We start from the raw sequence: 21,247 nt of genomic DNA, 5'->3' as shown, positions 1-21,247 counted from the left end.
CTTTAATTAATTTTGGATGGATGAGTTGCGTTTTCCCTCTTCGGCTTTAATCCTGTCGAGTTCTGTCTGGGCTTCCTGAACCACATCCTGATATGTGGTAAAGTTTTTAATAACGCTTTCCAGTATATAAGTAGCCTGGAAACTGTCCTTTAATCCGTAAAAATTCTTAGCCATTATAACAAGGCCCTTTGCACCAAAATATTTGTATCCGGAATAATCTTTACTCAGCTTTTGCACCGTGGTGTTACTTGCCTCATATTTACCTTCCTTGTTTTTAAAATACGCATCATAATACAATGCCTCTGCAGCAAGTTCCCCTTTTGCAATGGTAAGCAGTTTAGCATAAGCCGCTTTTGCTTTTACCTCATCGTTTGTTTTTATGGCAGATCGTGCCACGATAATCTGTGCATCACTCTTAACCCTGTCTTCTGTTTTAGTATTGGCAAGAACTTTATCTGCATATATTACGGCATTGACATAATCCTTTTGCTCATAATAACTCTTCATAAGGTTAGACTGGGCAAACGTTTTGTTTTGCGGATACTCTCCTTCGCTCTCTAAACGCTTAAGCACCGGTGTTGCAGCAGCGTAATCGTTAGTTTTAAGGTAAATTTGTGCAAGCCTTGCAAGTGCCTGCTCTGTATACTCGCTGCGTGGTTTAGAAATTACAAACTCGTAGTGAGGTATTGCATTTTTCTCTAACGCTTCGGCATAATATGATTGAGCCAGGTAGAAGTTAGCCTTAAGCGACGATATTCCGTTAGGGAATTTAGCCACATAACTGCTAAGCGACGATATTGCCTGCTTGGTATTATTTTGAAGGTATTGCTTTTCGGCAGCTTCAAAAGCAGTATTGTCAAGATCGGCATCACTTACATCTACAAAACCAAGGGTTTTAACCCATGTAGCATACTCATCTGTACGGCCATTGTCTACATAAATAAGGCGTGCAGTTTCTACCGCTTCCATAGCCTCCGGCGTGTTAGGGTATTTAGCTACTACTTCTTTAAACTTAACAAGTGCTTTCTCGTCCTGCTCTGCATTATAGTAAATAAGTGCCTGGCGCATAATAGAGCGCGACACATAAGCACTTTCTTTATAATTAGCAATAAGCTTATCGTAAGTGGCAATAGCCTGAGTAGTTTGCTTCTCTGTTACATACGTGTTACCCAACTCGTACATTGCATCATCTGCATATTGCGATTTAGGATATGTTTGCACAAATTTAGTAAGGTCTTCTATCTTCTTTTCGTTCCTTGCTACAAAGCCATAGCTTATTGCTTTTTGAAACAAAGCATAATCGCCGTCTATACCATTCATTTCTATAGCCTTGTTATAAGCTTCCATAGCCGGCCAGTATTTACCGGTAACAAACTGGCTGTCGCCAAGACGCAGGTACGAATCGTTAAGCCTTACTTTATCATCTTTGGCTGAGGCCGAAGCTACATAATCGCCAAAGTATTTTGCTGCCTGCTCATACTCTTTCTGTTTAAAGTAGGTATAGGCAATGTTGTAATTAATGTGTTTAAACTCGGGTGTAGTTTTAGCCTCTGCAAAGCCTGCAAACTGCTTAAAGCTTATTAGAGCTTCGCTAAACTGGTCTAATACATACTCTGTTTCTGCTTTCCAAAAGGTAGCACGGGCAGTTATCCTTGGGTCTTTTTGCTCGGTTATCGATTTTTTGAATAAAGCCAGCGCGTTTTGATAATCGCCATCGGTATACAATTCCATACCGCGGTAAAAAGTTACCTTTTGATAAGCCAACCTGTTCTCCGGAGACTTGTTTTTTTCTAAAAGCACAAGAGCTTCCTTGTAGTTTTTAGACGTAATATAGGAGTTGATAAGTAAATTCTGAACCTCTGTACGGAACGGCGAAGACGGGTATTTTTCCATAAACGCACTTAGCACTCCCGGTACACTTTGGTACGGGTTACCTATTTCGTAGCTCAGCTTAGCATAATTAAGGTAGGCGTCTTCCTGAATTTTGGCATCAAATTCCATTTCAGATGCATTTTTAAATGCATTGAGAGCCTGTTGTTTTTTATTGGTTTTAAGGTAGCTTTCGCCCAAATGGTAATACGCATTTTGAGCTACAGCATCGTTACCACCTATTATTTTATTAAATTCGGCAATGGCATTTTCATAATCGCCCTGCTTGTAGTAAGCATAGCCCAACTGGTAAAAGTCGGTGTTATTCCATTTGCCTTTAGTGCCCTTATAGTTTTTAAGGTATGGTATAGCCTTGTCATATTGGCCAAGGTTAAAGTAGCTCTCCCCTATTATCTTGTTAAGTTCTGATTTTTCGCTGGCATCGCTTTTAGGTAATTGAGGTACGCCCACATCTATAGCCTTTTGGAAATTACCTTGTTTAAAGGCCATGTCTGCCTGAAAGTACGACAGCTTTTCGCTGTACTTTGCTTTCTCTTCCGTTTGTTCTACCTGCTCAAAATACTGGGTAGCTTTTTTATAATCATCACCTTCATAAGCAAGGAAACCTAAATAGTATTTAGCCTGTGTGCCATATACTTTAGAGTCTTTTACTTTAGTAAGGTACTTATCGGCTTCTTTTTTGTCGCCGTTGCTAAAATAGCTGTAGCCTTTCTGGAAGTTATAACGGTCTCTGTCGGCAGTGCCAAGAGCGCTTTCATCTACCTTATCATACCACTCCAGTGCCTCTTTATAGTGGCCCTGACTAAAGTGGTAACCGGCTACTTCTACAAAAGCCTGGTTTTGCTTGGTACTTGTAGGATAATCTTCTACAAAGTCCTGCATGAGCACATCGGCATTTTTTTGGTTGAGCTTAATGGCACTCACTGCAATGTAGTAAGCACAATCTGCCTGAACATCTGTATCCTGGTTATCTGATTTTGTTTTTTCAAAAAGTATCTGCGCGGCCTGGTATTGCTTGTCGTTATACAGCGAAACGGCCTTGTCGTAGTCTTTAAGCTGATGGGTATAAATGGTAGATTGCTGTGCCGAAAGGCTTAACCCCCAGAATGGTAGGGAGTACAGCAGGGCCCTGTTGAGTCTGCGCATGTGTTTAGTGTTTTATGGTAGCCAAATATAGCACTTCTTATTATTATTTAACGGATGTTTTTACGGTTTTAGTATTAGCCTCCCAACCCCTAAAAGGGGAGTCCTGACTGCTGCAATAACGCCAAACCTACAATTACAGATATAAAAGATTAAAAATTTTAACCTAAGATTAACCAAGCTTCGTAAACTTAAAAGCATAATCTGCACCTGTAAATTTTCTTATTTTACCACATATTTTACCACATAGGCACATAGAATGTATGAGATATTCTCATTAGCATATTTAGGCAACATAGTTGTACCTCCGGTACAGGTACATAGTATAGTTCACAAGATATGCTATGTAATCTAACGCCAAAGGCGTAAAACCTATGTTTTAAAGATTAATATAATCTATGTGCCTATGTGGTAAATTTTTATAATGAAAAGTATTAAGAAGTAGTTACAACTAATGAAACTAATAAAAATTTTGAATACCGCCCTTAACTTATTACTTTTACCACATACTAACATCACATCTATGTCCCAGCCTGTATTATCGCTAAATAACGTTACCATTTTTCAGGAAAACAATGCCGTACTTACTAATATTAACCTTGAGGTAAACCACGGTGAGTTTTTATATATTATAGGTAAAACCGGAAGCGGTAAAAGCAGCCTCATGAAAACCCTTTATGGCGACCTTAAGCTGAGAGAAGGCACAGGAGAGTTTGTAGAGTATGACCTTGCCAAACTTAAAGAGCGCGATATACCCTACCTGCGCAGAAAGATAGGTATTGTGTTTCAGGATTTTAAATTGCTACCGGACAGGACTGTACACGAAAACCTGCTTTTTGTTCTTAAAGCTACCGGCTGGAAAGAAAAACAGGAAATGAACGTTAAGATTAACGAGGTACTTGATAAGGTAGGCATGAAAAGCGCTGCCAACAAGATGCCGCACCAAATATCCGGTGGGGAACAACAGCGTGTTGCCGTAGCCCGTGCCCTGCTTAACGACCCCGAAGTTATCCTGGCAGATGAGCCTACCGGTAACCTGGACCCACAAACAAGTGTGGAGGTAATGCAGCTGTTGCGCGAAATTAACCAAAACGGAAAAACCATAATTATGGCTACCCATGATTATGCCCTTATAATGAAATTTCCCGGAAAAACCCTTAAATGCGATAATGGTACCCTGTTTGAAGTAGTGCAGAGAACAGTTTAAACATCCTACATCTTACGAAATTTCGAAGTAACAATTCATGAAAAGTACTATAGCACTTAAGCTGCAACAGTTAAACAGCTTTATGCTGCGAAGCCCTTTTAGGGCGATAGTACTTTTTAGTATTTTATCCCGGCTTTTTGTTATTGCACTATACTGGAAAGTTACTATTTTTCCGGATAGCGAAAGTTACAGCGATCTTGCCAAACTTTTACTACATTTTAATATTGCAGGGTATGACGGCGAGCGAACTCCCGGATATCCCCTTGTACTTGCAATGGCCAATAACTGGTTGCCGTTAGTGGTAGTCTATCAAATGCTGTTGGGTATCGTTACAGCAATATATCTTTTTAAAACTTTGCGGGTGCTGCAATTCAGCACAATAGCATCTCTATATATCACGCTGTTGCTTAACAGCATGGTACATGTTATTTTTTATGAAACTGCCATACTTACAGAGGTTGTTATAATACTGCTGGTAACGGTTAGTTTTTATCATATATTAAAATTGCTGCATAATGGGCAGGCAGGCTACAGGCAGGTATTTGTAATCAGTTTATTATTAGGGCTACTTACTTTTGTTAAGCCCTTTTTTGTTTTTATGCCTTTTATAGTCTATGGTCTATATACTTTAAAAGATTTCAGCTTCTCAAAAATTTTTAACCGGTTACTTATATTGCCTTTTTTTTCGCTTATAGCTTTTTTAGGCTGGTCTTATGTAAATAAAGTTAATACGGGTTACTTTGTGTCTACCACTTATTATGGCATTACCACCGCACAAAACTGTGTCTATTTTGCTGAGAAAACTCCCGAAAAATACCACCTTATCAGTTCTATATATGTAAAGTACCGTGAACAGGCTATAGCCGAAGATAAAGATGTAGCCATGAGCATTTGGTATGCGCATGCCGAACTGACAGAAAAAACAGGCCTTAATTTTGTTGATTTATCGCACGAATTAAACGAGTTTGCAACGGTAGCCATAATAGACAATCCTGCAGATTATGCGAAACAGGTATTTATATCATGGAAAGATTTCTGGAAAACATCTATATACTGGAACTACAACGACTTTAATGTAACGTATGCCAACAAAGTTTTTTTGGAAGTATGGTATATACAAAGCTTTATACTTGTAACATTAAAAATTATTTTTGTGCTGCTAATACCTTACCACATATTTTTATTCTTTAAAAACAAGAAGATAACACCTCAATTTATTATAGTTAGCTTTATTTTTTCCGCCTCCCTTTTACAGGCTATGGCTACTTACGGCACTAATTCCCGATACAGCTACCCATTTGAATTTCTAATGATCATTTGCGTGCTGACTGCGTTTAAACCTCAACTAAAAAGATTGTTGGCATGAAGGGCATTATCACTTAATACTGAATCGGTAAATATATTTGTTCAGATATGTATCTAAAAAATATAATTATTAGAATGGACAGGCTTTTAATACATTTGTAATAAATTACTTTAAATGTTGTCTATCCTTGTTCCTGTATATAATTATGATGTAACCGCACTTTTGCTGGAATTGCAAAAACAATGCAGTGAAACCGGTACTGAGTACGAAATTATAATTGCCAATGACAACCCGCATACTCCACTAAAAGCCATTTACACAAGCGATACGGCATTGCCCCATTGCCATTTTATACAAAACCCGCGTAATCTGGGCCGCACCCTTACCCGTAAAAATTTGGCTCTTGCAGCACAATACAATACTCTGCTGTTCCTTGATGCGGATGTAATACCTGTAAGCAGCGATTTTATTAGCCGGTATTTACAACATGCCGGTAAGCAAAACCAGGTAGTTATGGGTGGATATGCCTACCAACCCAAAAATCCTGAAAAGGGAAACAACTTACGCTACAAATATGGTATAGAGCGCGAACAAAAAACTGCCGCAGAACGAAGTGTAAGCCCTTATGGAAACATTTTTTCGGGAAATTTCATGATCGATAAAGAGGTTTTTCTGGCAAATAATTACAACGGTACCGATAACTTTTATGGCATGGATATTTACTTTAGTTATCAGTTATATAATTATAAGGCAAACATTATACATATTGATAACCCCATTTATCATTTAGGTTTAGAAAATGATGCTGTTTTTTTTGCAAAATGTATAGAATCGGTAAAAAGCAGGCATCTGTTACTTGTCAATGCACCGGGAATAGAAAATATAAATTCGCTGTTGCGATATTACAAAATATTAAAAAAATACAGTCTTGCAGGAATAGTTGGTTTCTTTTTTAAAATTGGGAAACCATTACTTAAAACACTGATCTTAAAAAAAGACCCTAACCTTTTTTGTTTAGACCTGTATCGCTTAGGTTATATGTGTACTTTATAACGACTTAAATAAAGCATCCCACTGCTGCATTATAACATCAAGGTTATATGCCCGGGAATTTGTTTTTGCCCTCTCCCCCATTTGTGAGCGTAACTCTTTATCTTCAATCAGGGTAATCACTGATTTTGTAAATGCATCCGTATTACCATCCTCAATTAAAAAACCATCCTCATTATTGCTTATTATTTCTGCAGGGCCTACGGGGCAATTAAAAGCTATGCAGGGTACACCACAGGCCATGGCTTCCAAAAGTACCATACCAAAACCTTCATACCTCGATGTCATGAGGTAAATAGAAGCGTTTTTATAAGCCTCTAAAATATTTTTGGTGGGGGGTAAAAAGTTAACGCCATTAGTAAGGCCACTATCAAGCGCTAATTGCCTTATGTTATAATCAGGGTTGTCATCGCCATAAATATCCAGCGTCCAGTCGGGGTATTTATCTATTACCTGTTTCCAGATAGTAAACATACGGTCATAGCCTTTTTCGTAAGCATGGCGGCCTACGGCAATAACCCTTTTTGCGGCAAGATTGCTTACCTCATCTGTATCAAACCATAACGGATTAGGTATAACATCTAAATTTTTACTTTTCCATTCGCTTTTACCCTGCTGCGTAACCACAACAAATTTGTTAAACTGTGCAGCACTATAATCCATAAACCTGTACAAAAGTGTATCAGTAAAACTCTTTAAAGCGTTACCCGAAGCATTTTTAATTTTAACGATTTTGGGAGTATGCCTTTCATAAACAAGTTTGCGTTTTTTTTTGAGTATAAAAGGGAGTAAAAAACTCTTTAAACCATTGTCGCACATTATTATTACGTCTGGGTCTACAGCATTAATACTCTCATTTAAGAGTTTTGCATACGATTTAAAATAAGTTATCCTGTCAGGTTTTGCAGGGCTTATATCAATACAATTTAATAATGGGCTTACAGGATAAAAAATTTGTTTGCCCGGTTTATCGTTCGCACTAATTATAGTAACATTATAGCCCATACGCTCTGCAAGGTAGCCTGCTTTTAACAGCAGTACCCTTTGTAAACCGCCCGCACCGGTTAGCGTATTGGCAATGTATAAAAGTTTCATTGCTTAGATTCTAAAAAGTCTTCGTAGCCACGTATATAATCACTTTCATCAAAAACATCCTGAGCGATTACTAAACACACCGCCCCCGAAGAAAAATTTTGCAGTTCGCGCCAAATCCCTTCCACAATATGGAGGCCTTTACTGGGTTTGTTAAGAGAATAGGTTTGCTTGTTGATCCCGTCGTCTAAAACCACATCAAAACTACCGCTTAGAGCAATTAGTATTTCATGCTGCCGTATGTGCGAGTGCCCGCCTCTTTGTGCACTGCTGGGTACATCATACAAATAATAAATACGTTTAAAAGCATAAGGCACAGCACCCTCCTGTATAAAAGCAAGGTTGCCCCTTGTATCCTCTACAACAGGCAGGTTTATAATTTGTATATCGTTAAGTGTTGTTTTCATAGTAATTTATTATAGGCGGACCTTCCTGCAATTGCGGCTTTAATGGCTGCCACTACATCTTTTAATTTTATTTTTTTTGATTTTAATTCGTATGCTATCTTAAAGAGTACCCATTTGTAATAATCTTTTTTAAACAAGGCTGTAAAAAGTGCACCCTGTACATAGTACTTATCCCAAACAACAATTCGCGCATGCGTATCCTGGACTAAATGCATTGCAATGACACGGGGCTCTACAATAATTTGTAGTCCGGTTTCATAAATCCGGTTTATAAAGAGTGCTTCTTCGCCCATACAAAACTGTGCTCCCAAACCAAAGTTCTCATTAAATTGTATTTTATGCTGCTGCACCAAATCACGGTTTACAACCATTTCTATCGACATAATATTTAAACGATTGCCCATTTTTGTAGCAGTTAACCGCCCTTCGGGATATTTTTTATACAACATGCCCAAAGCCTTTTCTACCCTGAAACTTATAAGAGCCGCCGTCGTGTTCTCATTAAATGCATTTATAATATGGTTGCAGAAATCATCCTTAAAAACCACATCATCGTCTGTAATAACACACAGTTTACCCGTTGCATTAGTAAGGGCAAGATTGCGGCTTTTAGACAGCCCTTTTTCGAACACATTAATTACCCTGACACGAGGATAGTGCGACGTTATCATGGCATCCTGCGTAGTCTGGTTAACAACAAGTATATTAAATTCAGAAAAGTGTTGCATTGGGAACATTGGCACTAAAAAATCAAGCGATTGCCGGTTCATGGTGGCTACCAAAATTTCAATATCCGAATTTTTAAACGCTTGTACCAATTGTTATATATTTACAACAAATATAAAAATTTAAGGTGGTGTAATGAAAATACTTTTAGTAGGCGAATACAGCAGGCTGCACAATTCTTTAAAAGAAGGACTAACCGCATTAGGCCACGATGTAATTGTTGTGGGCACGGGCGATGGCTTTAAACAATATGGAACCGACTATAGTATTGCCGTTAAGCTGTTTGAAACTTACTCCCTGTTGCGGTTTGTGAAACGTATTGTAAACAAGCTAACTAAATTTGACCTGGCGCGTACCGAAAAAGGTTACCGTTTTTACCGGTTGCTGCCCCTGTTAAAAGGATATGACCATATACAGCTTATAAATAGCGATGCGCTTGAAACGCATCCTGCCTTTGCCCAATGGCTTTTAAAAAAACTTTTTGAGCAAAATGGCACCATGAGCCTGCTTGTTTGTGGCGACGAAACACCCGTTATAGATTATTGCCTTGCCGAAAAGTTTAAATATTCTATTCTTACACCTTATTTAAAAGATAAAAGCCTTAAAAAACAGTATGCCTACTCTCTTAAATATACGCATAAAAACCATCGTGAATTATTTAACTGGTTGCAACGCCGTGCACAAAGCATTATAACATCTGATATTGATTACGTGATACCCATGCAGCAAACGGGCTATACAGCACCACTGATACCTAACCCTATTAATACCGATACCATAAAATTTATACCACTTACCATAACTAATAAGGTTGTTATTTTTTTAGGGATTAACAGGAACAGTTACGTTAAAAAAGGCATTAAGTATTTTGAAGAAGCACTGTCAATTATACAGGAAAAATACCCCACTAATGTAGAAATAATTGTAACAGAGAACATTCCTTATAATGAATACATTAAGCTATACGACACTGCGCACATAGTACTCGACCAGGTATTTGCCTACGACCAGGGTTATAATGCCCTTGAAGCTATGGCAAAAGGAAAAGTAGTTTTTACAGGTGCCGAGGCAGAGTTTACCAAACATTATAACCTGACAGAAAGAGTTGCTGTAAATGCTTTACCCGATACTGATGCCCTTGTAAAAGAACTAAGCTACCTTATAGAAAACCCCACCGAAATTATTACTACCGCACACAGGGCAAGGGCTTTTATAGAAAAGGAGCATGATTATATTAAAGTGGCAAAAAAATATCTTGAAGTTTGGGGAATGAATTAGCCAGCTTAAAATGTTAACTATCTAAATTAATTTACCATAACCCATTTTTCAAGCAGTGCCATTTCTCCCTGCCAGTCTCTGGATATGTTTTCCTTTAATAATTTAGCCGGCATTCCGCCAATTAATATATTTTGCCCCAGTGATGAGTAATCTTTATTGCATACCGAATTTGATGCTATAGTGCAGTAATCACCCGTCCTGGTATCTTTCATTACAGAAACAGCGGTGCATATATAATTATAATTCCCTAACTCAATAGTACCATTCATAGGCAAATGTTCACCCGTTTGTGTATCTATCATTTGATGAAAATTAGTATCCATAAATTGGCATTCAGAACCTGAACGTGCATAGGTACCAAATTTAATTTTATTAGTACAAATTATTTTTCCTCTTGATGCCATTGCAGCCATGTGCCCAAACTCAGCATAAGCACCTTTCCCTACAAATATAAAATAATCTTTTGCAAATTGAGCATGCCCATTAAACACCATGGTGCCATGCAGTACTATTTCTGCAATACCTATATGTACAGTATTTTGTTCATATTCCTGGCCAAAACCTATCATTGCACGCTTAATTGGGGCATTAATAATTATGGTACCTTTAATACTGTTAAATTTTACTTTGCCATAAAAATAAACAGGAAGTTGCCTGGCTACAGCAAATGGAAATTTTGTGTAATTAAAATACAATGTTTTAACCCAGTTTACTTTTAAAATTTTTTTAACTGAAGTACGGATTCCCATTATCTTCTTTTTTTTGCGATATAATTAGTAACCAATGCTTTTATATTTACTCTCTTATTAATTTCTGTGTAAGAAAATGTGGCACAAATTGTTAAAAGCAACAATATTATAATATGTTTTGTTATCGGCTCTGCATAGATATTAACTGCAAGCAAAACTGTACACAAAATTAATCCAAAAGAAAACAACTTATAAAAGCTTTTTTCAAACACTAATTTATACCTAAGCTTAGATATAGCATACATTGCAATGCAATGTATAATATAATAGACCATAAACCCTAGACCCAAGCCCTGTAGCCCACCTATGTTATACCCCACAATACATAAGAGTACGTAAATAGTATTAAATATTATAGAAGTTTTCATAAATACTGCAGAATCTGCCCTTGCTATAATAACATAACCCATGCAAAATGATACTGCTTTAAAGTACATTGCAAGGATCATCCAGGATAACATAGGCACTGAACCTTCAAATTTTTTAGTTAATAAGATTTTAATGATAAGTGGCATAAACTCTGTAAATAAAACTATAACAGGCACGATAATAAGTATTGAGATAATAGCCTGCTGATTTACTGCACTACTTTCCTTTTCATTATTTTTGTTAAAACTTACTAACCTTGGATAATATTCCATAGTCATCGCCGTAAAAATAATCCCTACATAAGAATTTATCAGTAATTGGCCAACGTTAAACAACCCAACTTGTACAACCCCATTATTAGAATTTATGAATAGCTGTATAATGTAATTAGATAAAATTGGCAAAAAACCATTTATAGACATAAGACCGCCGAAATATAGAATGTCTTTACCCTCTCTAAAAGATTTTTTAAAACTAATGGGATATTTATCTATATCCATTTTATTATAGTAAATATAGCTTATAATAAAGCTTATAATTGCCGATAATAATATTGAGGGAAGTATTGCATCTATCTTAAAAAAATAGAATAAAGGCAGCGTAAATAACAAGCTATAAAAGTTACCAAGTAAATTAGTTTTAGCTAAGTACTTTAATTTTCCACTTCCCTGCATAACAGCTGTTTGAGCACCAATTAACTGCCTAAAAAAAACTGCTATAGATATCATTACGATGACAACTGTTTTTTGTCCATCGCCAAATGCCCAAAAACTTATTTTGTATGACAGCATCATCAAAATAAGCATACCCACAATGCCCGTAACGATTGATAATTTTATTAAGATCGCAGCAACTTTGTCTTTATCTTTCTTTTCTGTACTCTCAGTGATTTTTTTTACACCTGTTATTTCAATTCCAAAGCCAGAGCCTTGTTTAACAAGGTCGAAGCTTGAATAAATCAAACTAAAGATACCATAGCCTGCCGGCCCCACAATAACAGCAAAAAACTTATGTCTTACAACAGAGATTAGCAAATTAGAAAGCTGTACTATTCCGAAAATAGAAGTAGACTTAATAATATTTTTATATGTATTTTCTTTTTCAGACACGAATACTATTTCCTGTTAAAACATTATTCAAGAGTTCAAAGTTAGCGGTTTCCACCTCATAAAAATCGTGAACCATAGTACGGGCGCCAAAACTTTCTTTCCAAAAGGCAAGACCTTCATTTAATTTACGCCCTTGTTGTTCGTTTGAGATACCAAAATCGAAATATTTTTTACCTGCATATACTGTAGTAATTATTTCATGATATAAAAAGTCGAGGCTTCCGGTATGGTTCTTATCATCATTAGCAGATATATATTGTGCATGGGCTACAGTTTCTGTTTCAAAAATAATAGTACCCGCTGCAATACCTTTATTATGCCACACGGTAAACAATTTTATTGCATGCGGAAACAGATTTTTTAAATGGCTAATTTCTTCCAGCGTATGTACAGGTAAAGTATTATGACGTTTTTGTAAATTAGGTATAAGTACATCATTCCAAAATAGATTGAGATTGTCACTCTCTTCCAGTTTAAATTTATTAATCCTGCCCTTTTTAACGCCTTCCATCCTGCCGGCAGCTATTTTTAACGGATAAGAATTATCTATTACCGCCAGCGAATCACGCCTGATTATTTTAGCATTGGCTAAAAACAACACATACTCCATTTCTTCAGCCGGAACCTTATGGTAAATGTGTGGTATCGCTTTTATATGAAGTTTACTTATGCCGTTTTCATGAAGATATTGTAATAATTGTTTTACAATATTTATTACATTAGAAAGCTTTATTTTATTACCTAATATTAAGCCACCGTATGTAAGCCCCCAATGCGAATAAACTGCACCTTCAACCCTGTGGGCAGGAAGCAGTGCAACAGGATTTTTACCTTCAAAAACTATAAGCGAATAATCTTCAAAACGATCGTTATGGTATTCCATAAAATCACGATGAAATAAAAATGTGCCGTTTTTAGACTGAGCCACAAATTCATTCCATTGGCTAAAATGGTCTTTAGTGTAGGGAGTTATAGTGTACATTAATTATGAGGGCAAAAACGTTTTATAGCGTAGTTTAAAACGTAAAAATAGCAAAAAATATGCGCCATGCTATATAATAAACAAACATGAAGAGATTATGTTGTTGTTTTTGTATAAAAAATTTGCCTTTCGTATATTTTTGTTAATTTTAGGAAAAATTACCTGCTGTGAAAAAAAAACTACATTTAATATTCATACTGCTCTTATTTTCGGCTATCGGGTATAGCCAGGTAAATGTTGGGCTTTATGAGCAGTTTAATGGCCGATATGATTTTACATTTGTAGGAAATACTTTAAACCCTTCCGAAAATAATGGTACTACAGAGTGTACTATAAATACATCCTCATCTGCCAGCCTTAACCTTACCAATAGCGACACCGTTTTAAAAGCCTATTTATATTGGGCAGGCTCCGGCACCGGCGATTTTGACATCCTATTAAATAATGTTGCTGTTACTGCACAACGTACCTTTCCGCTTGTATTTGTAACCGATGGTGTATCAAGAAGCTATTTTAGTGCCTTTGCCGATGTTACAACACAAGTTCAGCAAACCGGTAACGGTGCTTACACCGTATCAGATCTTGATCTTACCCAGTGGGTAGCAAACGACGGTATTTATTGTGCCAACAAAACAAACTTTGGCGGCTGGGCCATTGTTATAGTTTACGAAAATCCTGCCCTGCCGCTTAATCAATTAAACCTGAATGATGGGCTCCAAAACATTCCTTACAGTGTAGATATTAACCTGCCAAGCCTTAATGTAATAGATAATAACGGTGCAAAAATTGGCTTTTTAGCGTGGGAGGGCGATGCCGACCTTAATTTTGGAGAAACTTTACGAATAAACAATAATGTTTTAAGTAATGCCTTAAATCCGTCCGACAATGCTTTTAACGGTACCAATACTGTTACAAACTCCTCTACCTTGTATAACATGGACCTGGATATTTACGATATTCAGGATAACATACACATAGGCGATGAGTCGGCAGATATACAACTTACATCAACAAGAGATTTTGTGATGATCAATGCCATTATTACAAAACTTAACAGCCAGCTGCCCGATGCTACCATTATTGCCGATATTGTTAAGCAATGCGGCTCACGCACTATAGATATAAATTATACCGTTCGCAATGTAAACAGTACCGATGTGTTGCCTGCCGGTACTAATGTGGGCATTTATATAAATGGCGATTTAATCGCTACCACACAAACCACTACCGAATTACCTATTGGCGGAAGCGAGAGCGGTACCATTACACTAACCATACCCGAAAGTTATGGCCGCAATTTTGAACTCCTTTTTTGGGTTGATAATTTAAGAAGGGTTACAGAAACTAATGAGAACAATAATACCTTTACTGTAAACGAATCTTTATGGTTACAATATACCCCTAACCCGGCAGATATACATGCCTGCCAAACGAGCCTGGGCAGTAGCAGGGGTGTATTCGATTTTTCGGTTTATGCTACTTCATTGATGGACGATCCGGACGACGTGGTAACTTTTTACCATAGCGCAGCTGATGCACTTGTGCCACAAAACGCAATACCACTTACAGATGCAGCCGCTTATCTTGCTACTGCAAATCCTGAAGAGATATTTTTACGTATTGAGGACAGCCACGGCTGTATAGCTTTTGCTTCTTTTTTACTGATAACTGATGATTGCCTGTTCCCGGATGGTACTGTAGTTATAGATACCATTGCGCAAACCTGCGACTCAAGAAATATTATACTAACCTATACAGTAAGTAACTTTAATGGCTTTAATATTTTACCGGCCGCCACACCGGTAGCTATTTATGTTAACCAAACTCTTTTAACTGTAACTGCAACAACGGCAGCAATACCTATAGATGGTAGCCTTACAGCCTCAATAAATTTGTCCGTACCTATTAATTTTGGCTTAAACTTTACCATAACTGTAGTTGTAGATGATACTGGCAACGGTACAGGAATAGTAAGGGAACTCAACGAAAACAATAATAGCAGCCTTCCTGTAGCCATTACAATATGGATATCTCCCATATTGCAGCAACCGGCCGATGTAGTTGCCTGCGAAACTTTTAATGGTAGTGGCGTGGGTAGTTTTAATTTCTCGGCCTACCTGCAATCGCTTAAAAATGTACCCTCAGATGTTATTACATTCCATTTAACACAACAGGATGCTATAGATGGCGCTAATGCCATAGGCAATCCTGAAGCTTATATTGGCACCCACAATCAGCAAATATTTGTACGCCTGCAGGATGCTAATGGATGTTATGATGTAAAATCGTTCAGGCTTATCATTAAAGACTGTTACTTTCCTGATGCTACAGTTACTATAGACGATGTTTACAAGCAATGTAATTCGCGTATTATACATGTACATTATACGGTAAGCAACATTAATGGTACCGATGTACTGCCCGCCGAAACACCCGTAAGCATTTATGTAAATGGTGCATTTTTAGACTATACCGAAACTCTTGAAGATATTGCCATTGGCGAAAGCGAGGAAAACTTTATTACCCTTACAATACCTATAGGCATACCGCTTGATTTTAACCTCACCTTTGTAGCCGATGATACCGGAGACGGTACCGGTATTGTTATAGAACTCGATGAAACTAATAATGGCAATACCCTACCCGTAAGCCTTGTATTATCGCCGGTAATAATACAGCCGGAAGATATTGTATCCTGCGATCAGGGTTTTGGCATTGGCACGTTTGATTTTTCTGCCTATGCCAACTCATTAAAGAATTATGATAACGAAACAGTTACCTTTTACCGCTACCAGCAGGGTGCAGACCAGGGCATAGACCCTATTTACAATACAAGCCAGTATGTTTCAACCACAAATCCTGAGCGTATATATGTTCGGTTAGATAATGGTACCTGCCACACTACGGCATCATTTTTATTAAAAACTAAAAAGTGTGCCCCTGTTACCTACAACTATATAACACCTAATGGCGACAATGTAAACGATGGCTTTTTTGTAAAAGGCCTTCGTAATATTTTCCTGAATTTTAAAATGACAATATATAACCGCTGGGGTAATTTAATATGGACGGGATATCATAAAGATGCCGACTGGAATGGTATTGCCGATGTGCAAAAAGTAGGATCTGAAGGAACTACGGTACCGGCAGGAACATACTATTTTGTACTGGAACTTAATGACCCTGATTTTCCTGAACCTATTGTAGGATGGGTGTATGTATCTATGTAACAATACTAAAATTAATGCCGGGACAAACCACTACATAAAACCCTAATACAACTGACATACAATTAATTACAAAATAGATTTATTTTACAATTAATATATACATAATCAGTACAGCTAAGTATGCTTCAAAAAAAAAAGATGTAACCTGCATAAAGCGGTTACATCTTTAAAGATGCGTTAAGCAAAAACAACTAACCTATAGTAAAAAACAATTAATTCTTTTTAGAGCTTGCATTGTCGGCAATTGCCGCAGCCAATTTTGCCTTTGTATGCTTATAGTCCCTGTGTATAGGTATATATATAATAGCATTTTGGGTTACTCCCTGTGTAGCATCAGGATTGTATTCGTAAATGTCTGCAGGTTTTACTTTATATTTCTTAGAGATAAGTGCAATAGTTTCTCCCATAGCCACTTTATGGCTCACCAGCTCTTCATCTTCATCCGGTGTAGCGGCAGTTTCAGTTTTTTCTGTAGTGGCTGCAGCTTCATCCTGTGCGCTGGCATATCCACTAAACAAGCAGGTAAATAATACTGCAATAAGGTATTTTTTTGCTATCATAGGAAAGTGGTTTTTAGGTTGAAATTTTGTGTATTACAATATACGCACTAAATCAAAGTAAATCAACACAATACGTTTTTTTGATAATTTTTACCTAATTATACATTTGGCTTTATAAAAAACCTTTCACGCAAATATTTATGTTAATTTTTTAGTAATATTCTAATAAATTTTACTTAGCGAAACATATACCTAAATTGCATTGAAAGAAAAAGGCTGCTAAATTTATTTTAAATGCACTATTCAACAGCCAAAAGATACCATTGGGCGTAAAAAAACCGCCATTCGGCGGTTTTAGTTATTATTTAAATAATCAATATTCATATTTTAAATATTATATTATTCCCATTCTATGGTTGCAGGCGGCTTAGAGCTAATATCATATACTACCCTGTTTACGCCTTTTACCTTATTTATAATCTCATTACTTATTTTCATAAGGAAATCGTACGGTAAGTGCACCCAGTCGGCAGTCATACCATCGGTACTTTCTACAGCACGCAATGCTACAACTTTTTCGTAGGTACGCTCATCGCCCATTACGCCCACACTATTTACAGGAAGCAATATAGCACCTGCCTGCCATACTTTATCATACAGGCCATGCTCGCGCAGGCCGCTAATAAATACATGGTCTACCTCTTGCAGTATACGTACTTTCTCCGGAGTTATATCTCCAAGTATACGTATAGACAATCCCGGGCCGGGGAAAGGATGACGGCCTAAAAGCTCCGGGTCTATACCTAACGTAGCCCCTACCCTGCGCACCTCATCTTTAAACAGCATGCGTAAAGGCTCTACCACCTGAAGTTTCATAAAGTCTGGAAGTCCGCCCACGTTGTGGTGCGATTTTATTGTAGCCGATGGCCCTTTTACAGAAACCGACTCAATCACGTCAGGATAAATAGTGCCCTGTGCAAGCCATTTAACATCGGTAAGCTGGTGAGCTTCGTCGTCAAAAACCTCTATAAACACACGGCCTATGGTTTTACGTTTTGTTTCAGGGTCAGATATTCCTGCAAGCTGCGACAGGAAACGATCGGCAGCATCAACGCCTTTTACGTTAAGGCCCATATCTTTATACTGGTGCAATACGCTTTCAAACTCGTCCTTGCGCAGCAACCCGTTATTTACAAAAATACAGTACAGGTTTGGCCCAATAGCTTTATTTAAAAGTACGGCAGCCACGGTAGAGTCTACCCCACCCGAAAGGCCAAGCACAACTTTATCGTCCTGGATTTTAGCTTTAAGCTCTGCTACGATATCCTCTACAAAAGAGTTAGGTGTAAAACTTTGCGGCACCTCTGCAATTTTTACAAGGAAATTTTCCAGCATTTGTTTCCCATCGGTACTGTGGTACACTTCCGGGTGGTATTGAATAGCGTATGTAGTTTCGCCCTCTATTTTATAAGCAGCATTGGCAACATCTTTAGTGCTGGCAAGTACTACACCATTTGTAGGTAGTTTTTTTATGGTATCACTATGGCTCATCCATACCTGGCTATTCTCAGAAACACCTTCAAGAAAAGGTTCGTTGTCCTTAATATAAGACAGGTTGGCACGGCCATACTCGCGTATGTTGCTTGGGGCTACCTCGCCACCATCAAAATGGGCAAGGTACTGCGCACCGTAGCACACAGCCAGTAATGGCAGCTTACCGCGAATTTGCGACAAATCAGGGTGTGGCGCATCATCTGCTCTCACAGAGAAGGGGCTGCCCGAAAGTATTACCGCTTTATACGAAGAAAGGTCTGTGGGTGGGTTATTGTAAGGGAAAATTTCGCAGAAGATGTTAAGCTCGCGAACCCTTCGCGCAATAAGTTGTGTGTATTGCGACCCGAAGTCTAAAATAAGTACGTTGTGTTGCATGTGCAAAAATAAAATATAATTTCGGTAAATGAAAATTAGATTTTAAGATTTTTACGGAGATATGAGATAATAGATATGAGATGACCGACCGCTGTATAATAGAGTCTGTATTTTTGAAAAAACTCTAAGTGATTTAAGAAAAACTGGAATCTCAAAAACATGAGTATCTTAATCGACAAGAAATTTCAAATCTTAAACTTTTAAATATACTTTTTCGGAGCAAAACAAATGCAAAAAATTAGTTAGCATTAGATTAGTATATTAAGCTCTGTTCTTAATGCGATAGTAAATAATGCACAATTAAAATTGCTGTCCCTTTCACTTTAACTACACCTTTTAGCCATTCGGCTATAGACTTTTTGTTTTGGACTAAAAGCCATGTTTAGAGTGTTAAACAAATGGTATTTTTGACTTAACAAGCCGCCAATTAAGATAAAATTATAGTTGTACGCCTGTAACTTTACCATATCAAAACAAAGGTATCATGAAAAAGATCTTTACACTACTTGCCTTCCTGATGGTTTTAGGAACAAGTGCACAAACCGAAACTACCGTACCTGATTATGCCCTTATACAAAAGAACATAAAAGATAAAAATTCTGCTTTTTACTACGCTAACCTTTATGACCGTTATACAAAGGCAGATACAAGCATGACGCTGGAAGAGAGAAGGCATTTATATTATGGTGCTGCCTTTATAAACAAAAAAAATGATATAGAGGCACTTAATAAAACCCAGGTAAGCCTTAGGGAGGTATTAAAAAAAGAAGCCCCTACAAAAGCCGACGTAGAAAATGTAGTTATGTATACTGCTGATCTTTTAAAAGCAAATCCTTTTAGCATTACCATAAAAGAGTACCGCCAGCACTGTTTAAAACAGCTTGGCAGGTATGAAGAGGCTAAAACAGAACGTGCCCAGACTGACATGATTATAGATGCTATATTAAGCAGCGGCGACGGTACTACTAAACAAAACAGCATACATGTTATAGATGCAGGAAACGAGTTTGAGGTGGTAGGCGTTCTTGGCTTTGAGCCGGTGGGCGATGAATATGCCACCAATGGCCAGTACGATTACTTTACAATAAACAAAAATTCATATAACTTACAAGGACTTTACTTTGAAGTTACTGATACTAAAAACCAGGTTACAGGACTTTAAAACATTGGCCTGCTACTGCCTGCTGTACCACTACAGCAGGCATTTTTTGTTTATGCCTCTATGCTTTATTATAAATAAAATAAAAAAATGTAAATTCGCAGCATGATGACACGCGAAGATATTGATACGGTAAAGCAATTGCTTGCTTCGCCAAAAAAAATTGCTATTATACCCCACCGCAACCCAGATGGCGATGCTATGGGCTCTACCCTTGGGCTATACCACTTTTTAAAACTTTTAGGCCATGAGCCTGTTGTTATAACCGCTAACGAATCTCCCGATTTTTTAACGTGGCTTCCTTCTTTTGATACTGTAAAAGTTTATGAAAAAGATGTGGAAGGCTGCAACAAAATATTGCAGGATGCACAAATTGTTTTCACACTCGATTTTAATACTCTTAGCCGTGTGGGCGATTTTATGGCCGAAGCACTCCGCAGGGTACAGGCTCCGTTTATAATGATAGACCACCATCAGGCTCCGGATACGTATGCAGTAGTTACTTTTAGCGATACAAGCTATGGCTCTACCTGCGAAATGGTGTATCATTTTATACAGCAGCTTGGCGAAGGCCATTTATTAAATAAAACGATTGCAACCTGCCTGTACACAGGCATAGTAACCGACTCAGGTTCTTTTCGTTACCGCTCTGTAACAGGCACTACGCACCGCATTGCTGCCGAGTTTATAGACCTTGGCATAGACAATAGCAACATACATAGTTTACTGTTTGACAACCATTCGCACAGCCGTATACAAATTTTGGCAAGGGCTTTGCAGAACATGAAAGTGCTGCCGGCTTACAAAACATCTTACAGTACCCTTAGCCAGGAAGAACTTAATAGCTTTGGGCATAACAAAGGAGATACAGAGGGTATTGTAAACTATGGGCTTAGCATGAAAGATATCGTGTTTACGGCATTTTTTACAGAAAATAAAGATGAGGGTATTGTAAAAATATCGTTTCGCTCTAAAGGTGGCTTTGATGTTAACGCGTATGCCCGAGAGCATTTTAGCGGTGGTGGCCACGTTAATGCTGCCGGCGGAAAAAGCAACGAATCGCTGGAAGCTACCATACAAAAATTTATTGCTACATTAGCGCACACAAAAATAGACTGATA

General features: G+C 37.6%; 16 protein-coding genes. 7 read left to right on the top strand and 9 right to left on the bottom strand.

Features of this window, described 5'->3' with window-relative positions:
• Positions 1-6: 6 nt before the first annotated feature.
• A complete protein-coding gene (locus tag F565_RS0108260; RefSeq protein WP_020212745.1) occupies positions 7-3,036 on the bottom strand; it encodes a tetratricopeptide repeat protein in 3,030 nt (1,009 codons plus the stop codon).
• A 520-nt stretch (positions 3,037-3,556) separates the two neighbouring features.
• On the opposite strand from F565_RS0108260, the gene F565_RS0108255 reads away from it, so the two are divergent.
• From F565_RS0108255 to F565_RS0108245, 3 genes are all read left to right on the top strand, one after another.
• On the top strand, positions 3,557-4,240 hold the full coding sequence (locus F565_RS0108255) for a cell division ATP-binding protein FtsE (RefSeq protein WP_026299954.1): 684 nt from the start codon (positions 3,557-3,559) through the stop codon (positions 4,238-4,240).
• A 37-nt stretch (positions 4,241-4,277) separates the two neighbouring features.
• Complete coding sequence (locus F565_RS0108250; protein WP_020212743.1) at positions 4,278-5,606, top strand: hypothetical protein; 1,329 nt, start codon at positions 4,278-4,280, stop codon at positions 5,604-5,606.
• A gap of 114 nt (positions 5,607-5,720) precedes the next feature.
• Entirely contained in the window at positions 5,721-6,599 is an 879-nt protein-coding gene (locus F565_RS0108245) for a glycosyltransferase family 2 protein (RefSeq protein ID WP_020212742.1), read from the top strand.
• Here F565_RS0108245 and F565_RS0108240 read toward each other — a convergent pair.
• Genes F565_RS0108240 through F565_RS21360 form a run of 3 tightly spaced genes read right to left on the bottom strand, consistent with a single transcriptional unit; the run spans position 6,594 to position 8,913 of the window.
• Positions 6,594-7,691 carry a glycosyltransferase family 4 protein gene (locus tag F565_RS0108240; protein WP_020212741.1) on the bottom strand — a complete coding sequence of 366 codons (1,098 nt, stop codon included), beginning with the start codon at positions 7,689-7,691 and terminating at the stop codon, positions 6,594-6,596. The genes F565_RS0108245 and F565_RS0108240 overlap by 6 nt on opposite strands.
• The gene (locus tag F565_RS0108235; protein ID WP_020212740.1) at positions 7,688-8,095 is read right to left on the bottom strand and encodes a sugar 3,4-ketoisomerase; all 408 of its coding nucleotides are present in this window, start codon (positions 8,093-8,095) and stop codon (positions 7,688-7,690) included. Before F565_RS0108235 ends, F565_RS0108240 begins: the two co-directional genes overlap by 4 nt.
• A complete protein-coding gene (locus tag F565_RS21360) occupies positions 8,092-8,913 on the bottom strand; it encodes a glycosyltransferase (protein ID WP_020212739.1) in 822 nt (273 codons plus the stop codon). The genes F565_RS0108235 and F565_RS21360 overlap by 4 nt, the downstream gene beginning before the upstream one ends.
• A gap of 43 nt (positions 8,914-8,956) precedes the next feature.
• On the opposite strand from F565_RS21360, the gene F565_RS0108225 reads away from it, so the two are divergent.
• Complete coding sequence (locus F565_RS0108225) at positions 8,957-10,099, top strand: glycosyltransferase family protein (protein WP_020212738.1); 1,143 nt, start codon at positions 8,957-8,959, stop codon at positions 10,097-10,099.
• Positions 10,100-10,125: 26 nt separating this feature from the next.
• On the opposite strand, the gene F565_RS0108220 is transcribed toward F565_RS0108225, so the two are convergent.
• From F565_RS0108220 to F565_RS0108210, 3 genes are read right to left on the bottom strand one after another with little or no spacing between them, the layout of a single operon-like run.
• Positions 10,126-10,848, bottom strand: coding sequence for an acyltransferase (locus tag F565_RS0108220; protein WP_020212737.1), 723 nt, complete (start codon positions 10,846-10,848; stop codon positions 10,126-10,128).
• Positions 10,848-12,326: an oligosaccharide flippase family protein gene (locus F565_RS0108215; protein WP_020212736.1), complete on the bottom strand. Its 1,479-nt coding sequence runs from the start codon at positions 12,324-12,326 to the stop codon at positions 10,848-10,850. Before F565_RS0108215 ends, F565_RS0108220 begins: the two co-directional genes overlap by 1 nt.
• Positions 12,319-13,308, bottom strand: a complete 990-nt coding sequence (locus tag F565_RS0108210; protein WP_020212735.1) for a GNAT family N-acetyltransferase — start codon at positions 13,306-13,308, stop codon at positions 12,319-12,321. The genes F565_RS0108215 and F565_RS0108210 overlap by 8 nt, the downstream gene beginning before the upstream one ends.
• Before the next feature lie 167 nt (positions 13,309-13,475).
• Here F565_RS0108210 and F565_RS22325 point away from each other — a divergent pair, with 167 nt between their 5' ends.
• On the top strand, positions 13,476-16,538 hold the full coding sequence (locus F565_RS22325) for a T9SS type B sorting domain-containing protein (RefSeq protein WP_020212734.1): 3,063 nt from the start codon (positions 13,476-13,478) through the stop codon (positions 16,536-16,538).
• A 212-nt stretch (positions 16,539-16,750) separates the two neighbouring features.
• Here F565_RS22325 and F565_RS0108200 read toward each other — a convergent pair whose 3' ends face one another.
• On the bottom strand, positions 16,751-17,098 hold the full coding sequence (locus F565_RS0108200; RefSeq protein WP_020212733.1) for a LysM peptidoglycan-binding domain-containing protein: 348 nt from the start codon (positions 17,096-17,098) through the stop codon (positions 16,751-16,753).
• A gap of 339 nt (positions 17,099-17,437) precedes the next feature.
• Positions 17,438-18,967 (bottom strand): glutamine-hydrolyzing GMP synthase, encoded by a 1,530-nt coding sequence (guaA, locus tag F565_RS0108195; protein ID WP_020212732.1) that lies wholly within the window; start codon positions 18,965-18,967, stop codon positions 17,438-17,440.
• Between the two features lie 484 nt (positions 18,968-19,451).
• On the opposite strand from guaA, the gene F565_RS0108190 reads away from it, so the two are divergent.
• Together F565_RS0108190 and F565_RS0108185 are read left to right on the top strand one after the other, a co-directional pair.
• Positions 19,452-20,129 carry a DUF4919 domain-containing protein gene (locus F565_RS0108190; protein WP_020212731.1) on the top strand — a complete coding sequence of 226 codons (678 nt, stop codon included), beginning with the start codon at positions 19,452-19,454 and terminating at the stop codon, positions 20,127-20,129.
• Between the two features lie 102 nt (positions 20,130-20,231).
• A complete protein-coding gene (locus tag F565_RS0108185) occupies positions 20,232-21,245 on the top strand; it encodes a DHH family phosphoesterase (protein ID WP_020212730.1) in 1,014 nt (337 codons plus the stop codon).
• The last annotated feature ends 2 nt before the right edge of the window (positions 21,246-21,247 follow it).

It is taken from the genome of Flavobacterium rivuli WB 3.3-2 = DSM 21788, from assembly GCF_000378485.1.
GTDB classification, from domain to species: domain Bacteria; phylum Bacteroidota; class Bacteroidia; order Flavobacteriales; family Flavobacteriaceae; genus Flavobacterium; species Flavobacterium rivuli.
This window is presented reverse-complemented; position numbering and strand designations above follow the sequence as displayed.

Excerpts from the sequence above, each read along its gene's own strand:
- F565_RS0108185 (WP_020212730.1), top strand. The coding sequence starts at position 20,232 with ATGATGACACGCGAAGATATTGATACGGTAAAGCAATTGCTTGCTTCG.
- guaA (WP_020212732.1), bottom strand. The coding sequence starts at position 18,967 with ATGCAACACAACGTACTTATTTTAGACTTCGGGTCGCAATACACACAA.
- F565_RS0108190 (WP_020212731.1), top strand. The coding sequence starts at position 19,452 with ATGAAAAAGATCTTTACACTACTTGCCTTCCTGATGGTTTTAGGAACA.
- F565_RS0108200 (WP_020212733.1), bottom strand. The coding sequence starts at position 17,098 with ATGATAGCAAAAAAATACCTTATTGCAGTATTATTTACCTGCTTGTTT.
- F565_RS0108255 (WP_026299954.1), top strand. The coding sequence starts at position 3,557 with ATGTCCCAGCCTGTATTATCGCTAAATAACGTTACCATTTTTCAGGAA.
- F565_RS0108225 (WP_020212738.1), top strand. The coding sequence starts at position 8,957 with ATGAAAATACTTTTAGTAGGCGAATACAGCAGGCTGCACAATTCTTTA.
- F565_RS0108260 (WP_020212745.1), bottom strand. The coding sequence starts at position 3,036 with ATGCGCAGACTCAACAGGGCCCTGCTGTACTCCCTACCATTCTGGGGG.
- F565_RS0108245 (WP_020212742.1), top strand. The coding sequence starts at position 5,721 with ATGTTGTCTATCCTTGTTCCTGTATATAATTATGATGTAACCGCACTT.
- F565_RS0108240 (WP_020212741.1), bottom strand. The coding sequence starts at position 7,691 with ATGAAACTTTTATACATTGCCAATACGCTAACCGGTGCGGGCGGTTTA.
- F565_RS0108220 (WP_020212737.1), bottom strand. The coding sequence starts at position 10,848 with ATGGGAATCCGTACTTCAGTTAAAAAAATTTTAAAAGTAAACTGGGTT.
- F565_RS0108210 (WP_020212735.1), bottom strand. The coding sequence starts at position 13,308 with ATGTACACTATAACTCCCTACACTAAAGACCATTTTAGCCAATGGAAT.
- F565_RS0108235 (WP_020212740.1), bottom strand. The coding sequence starts at position 8,095 with ATGAAAACAACACTTAACGATATACAAATTATAAACCTGCCTGTTGTA.
- F565_RS0108250 (WP_020212743.1), top strand. The coding sequence starts at position 4,278 with ATGAAAAGTACTATAGCACTTAAGCTGCAACAGTTAAACAGCTTTATG.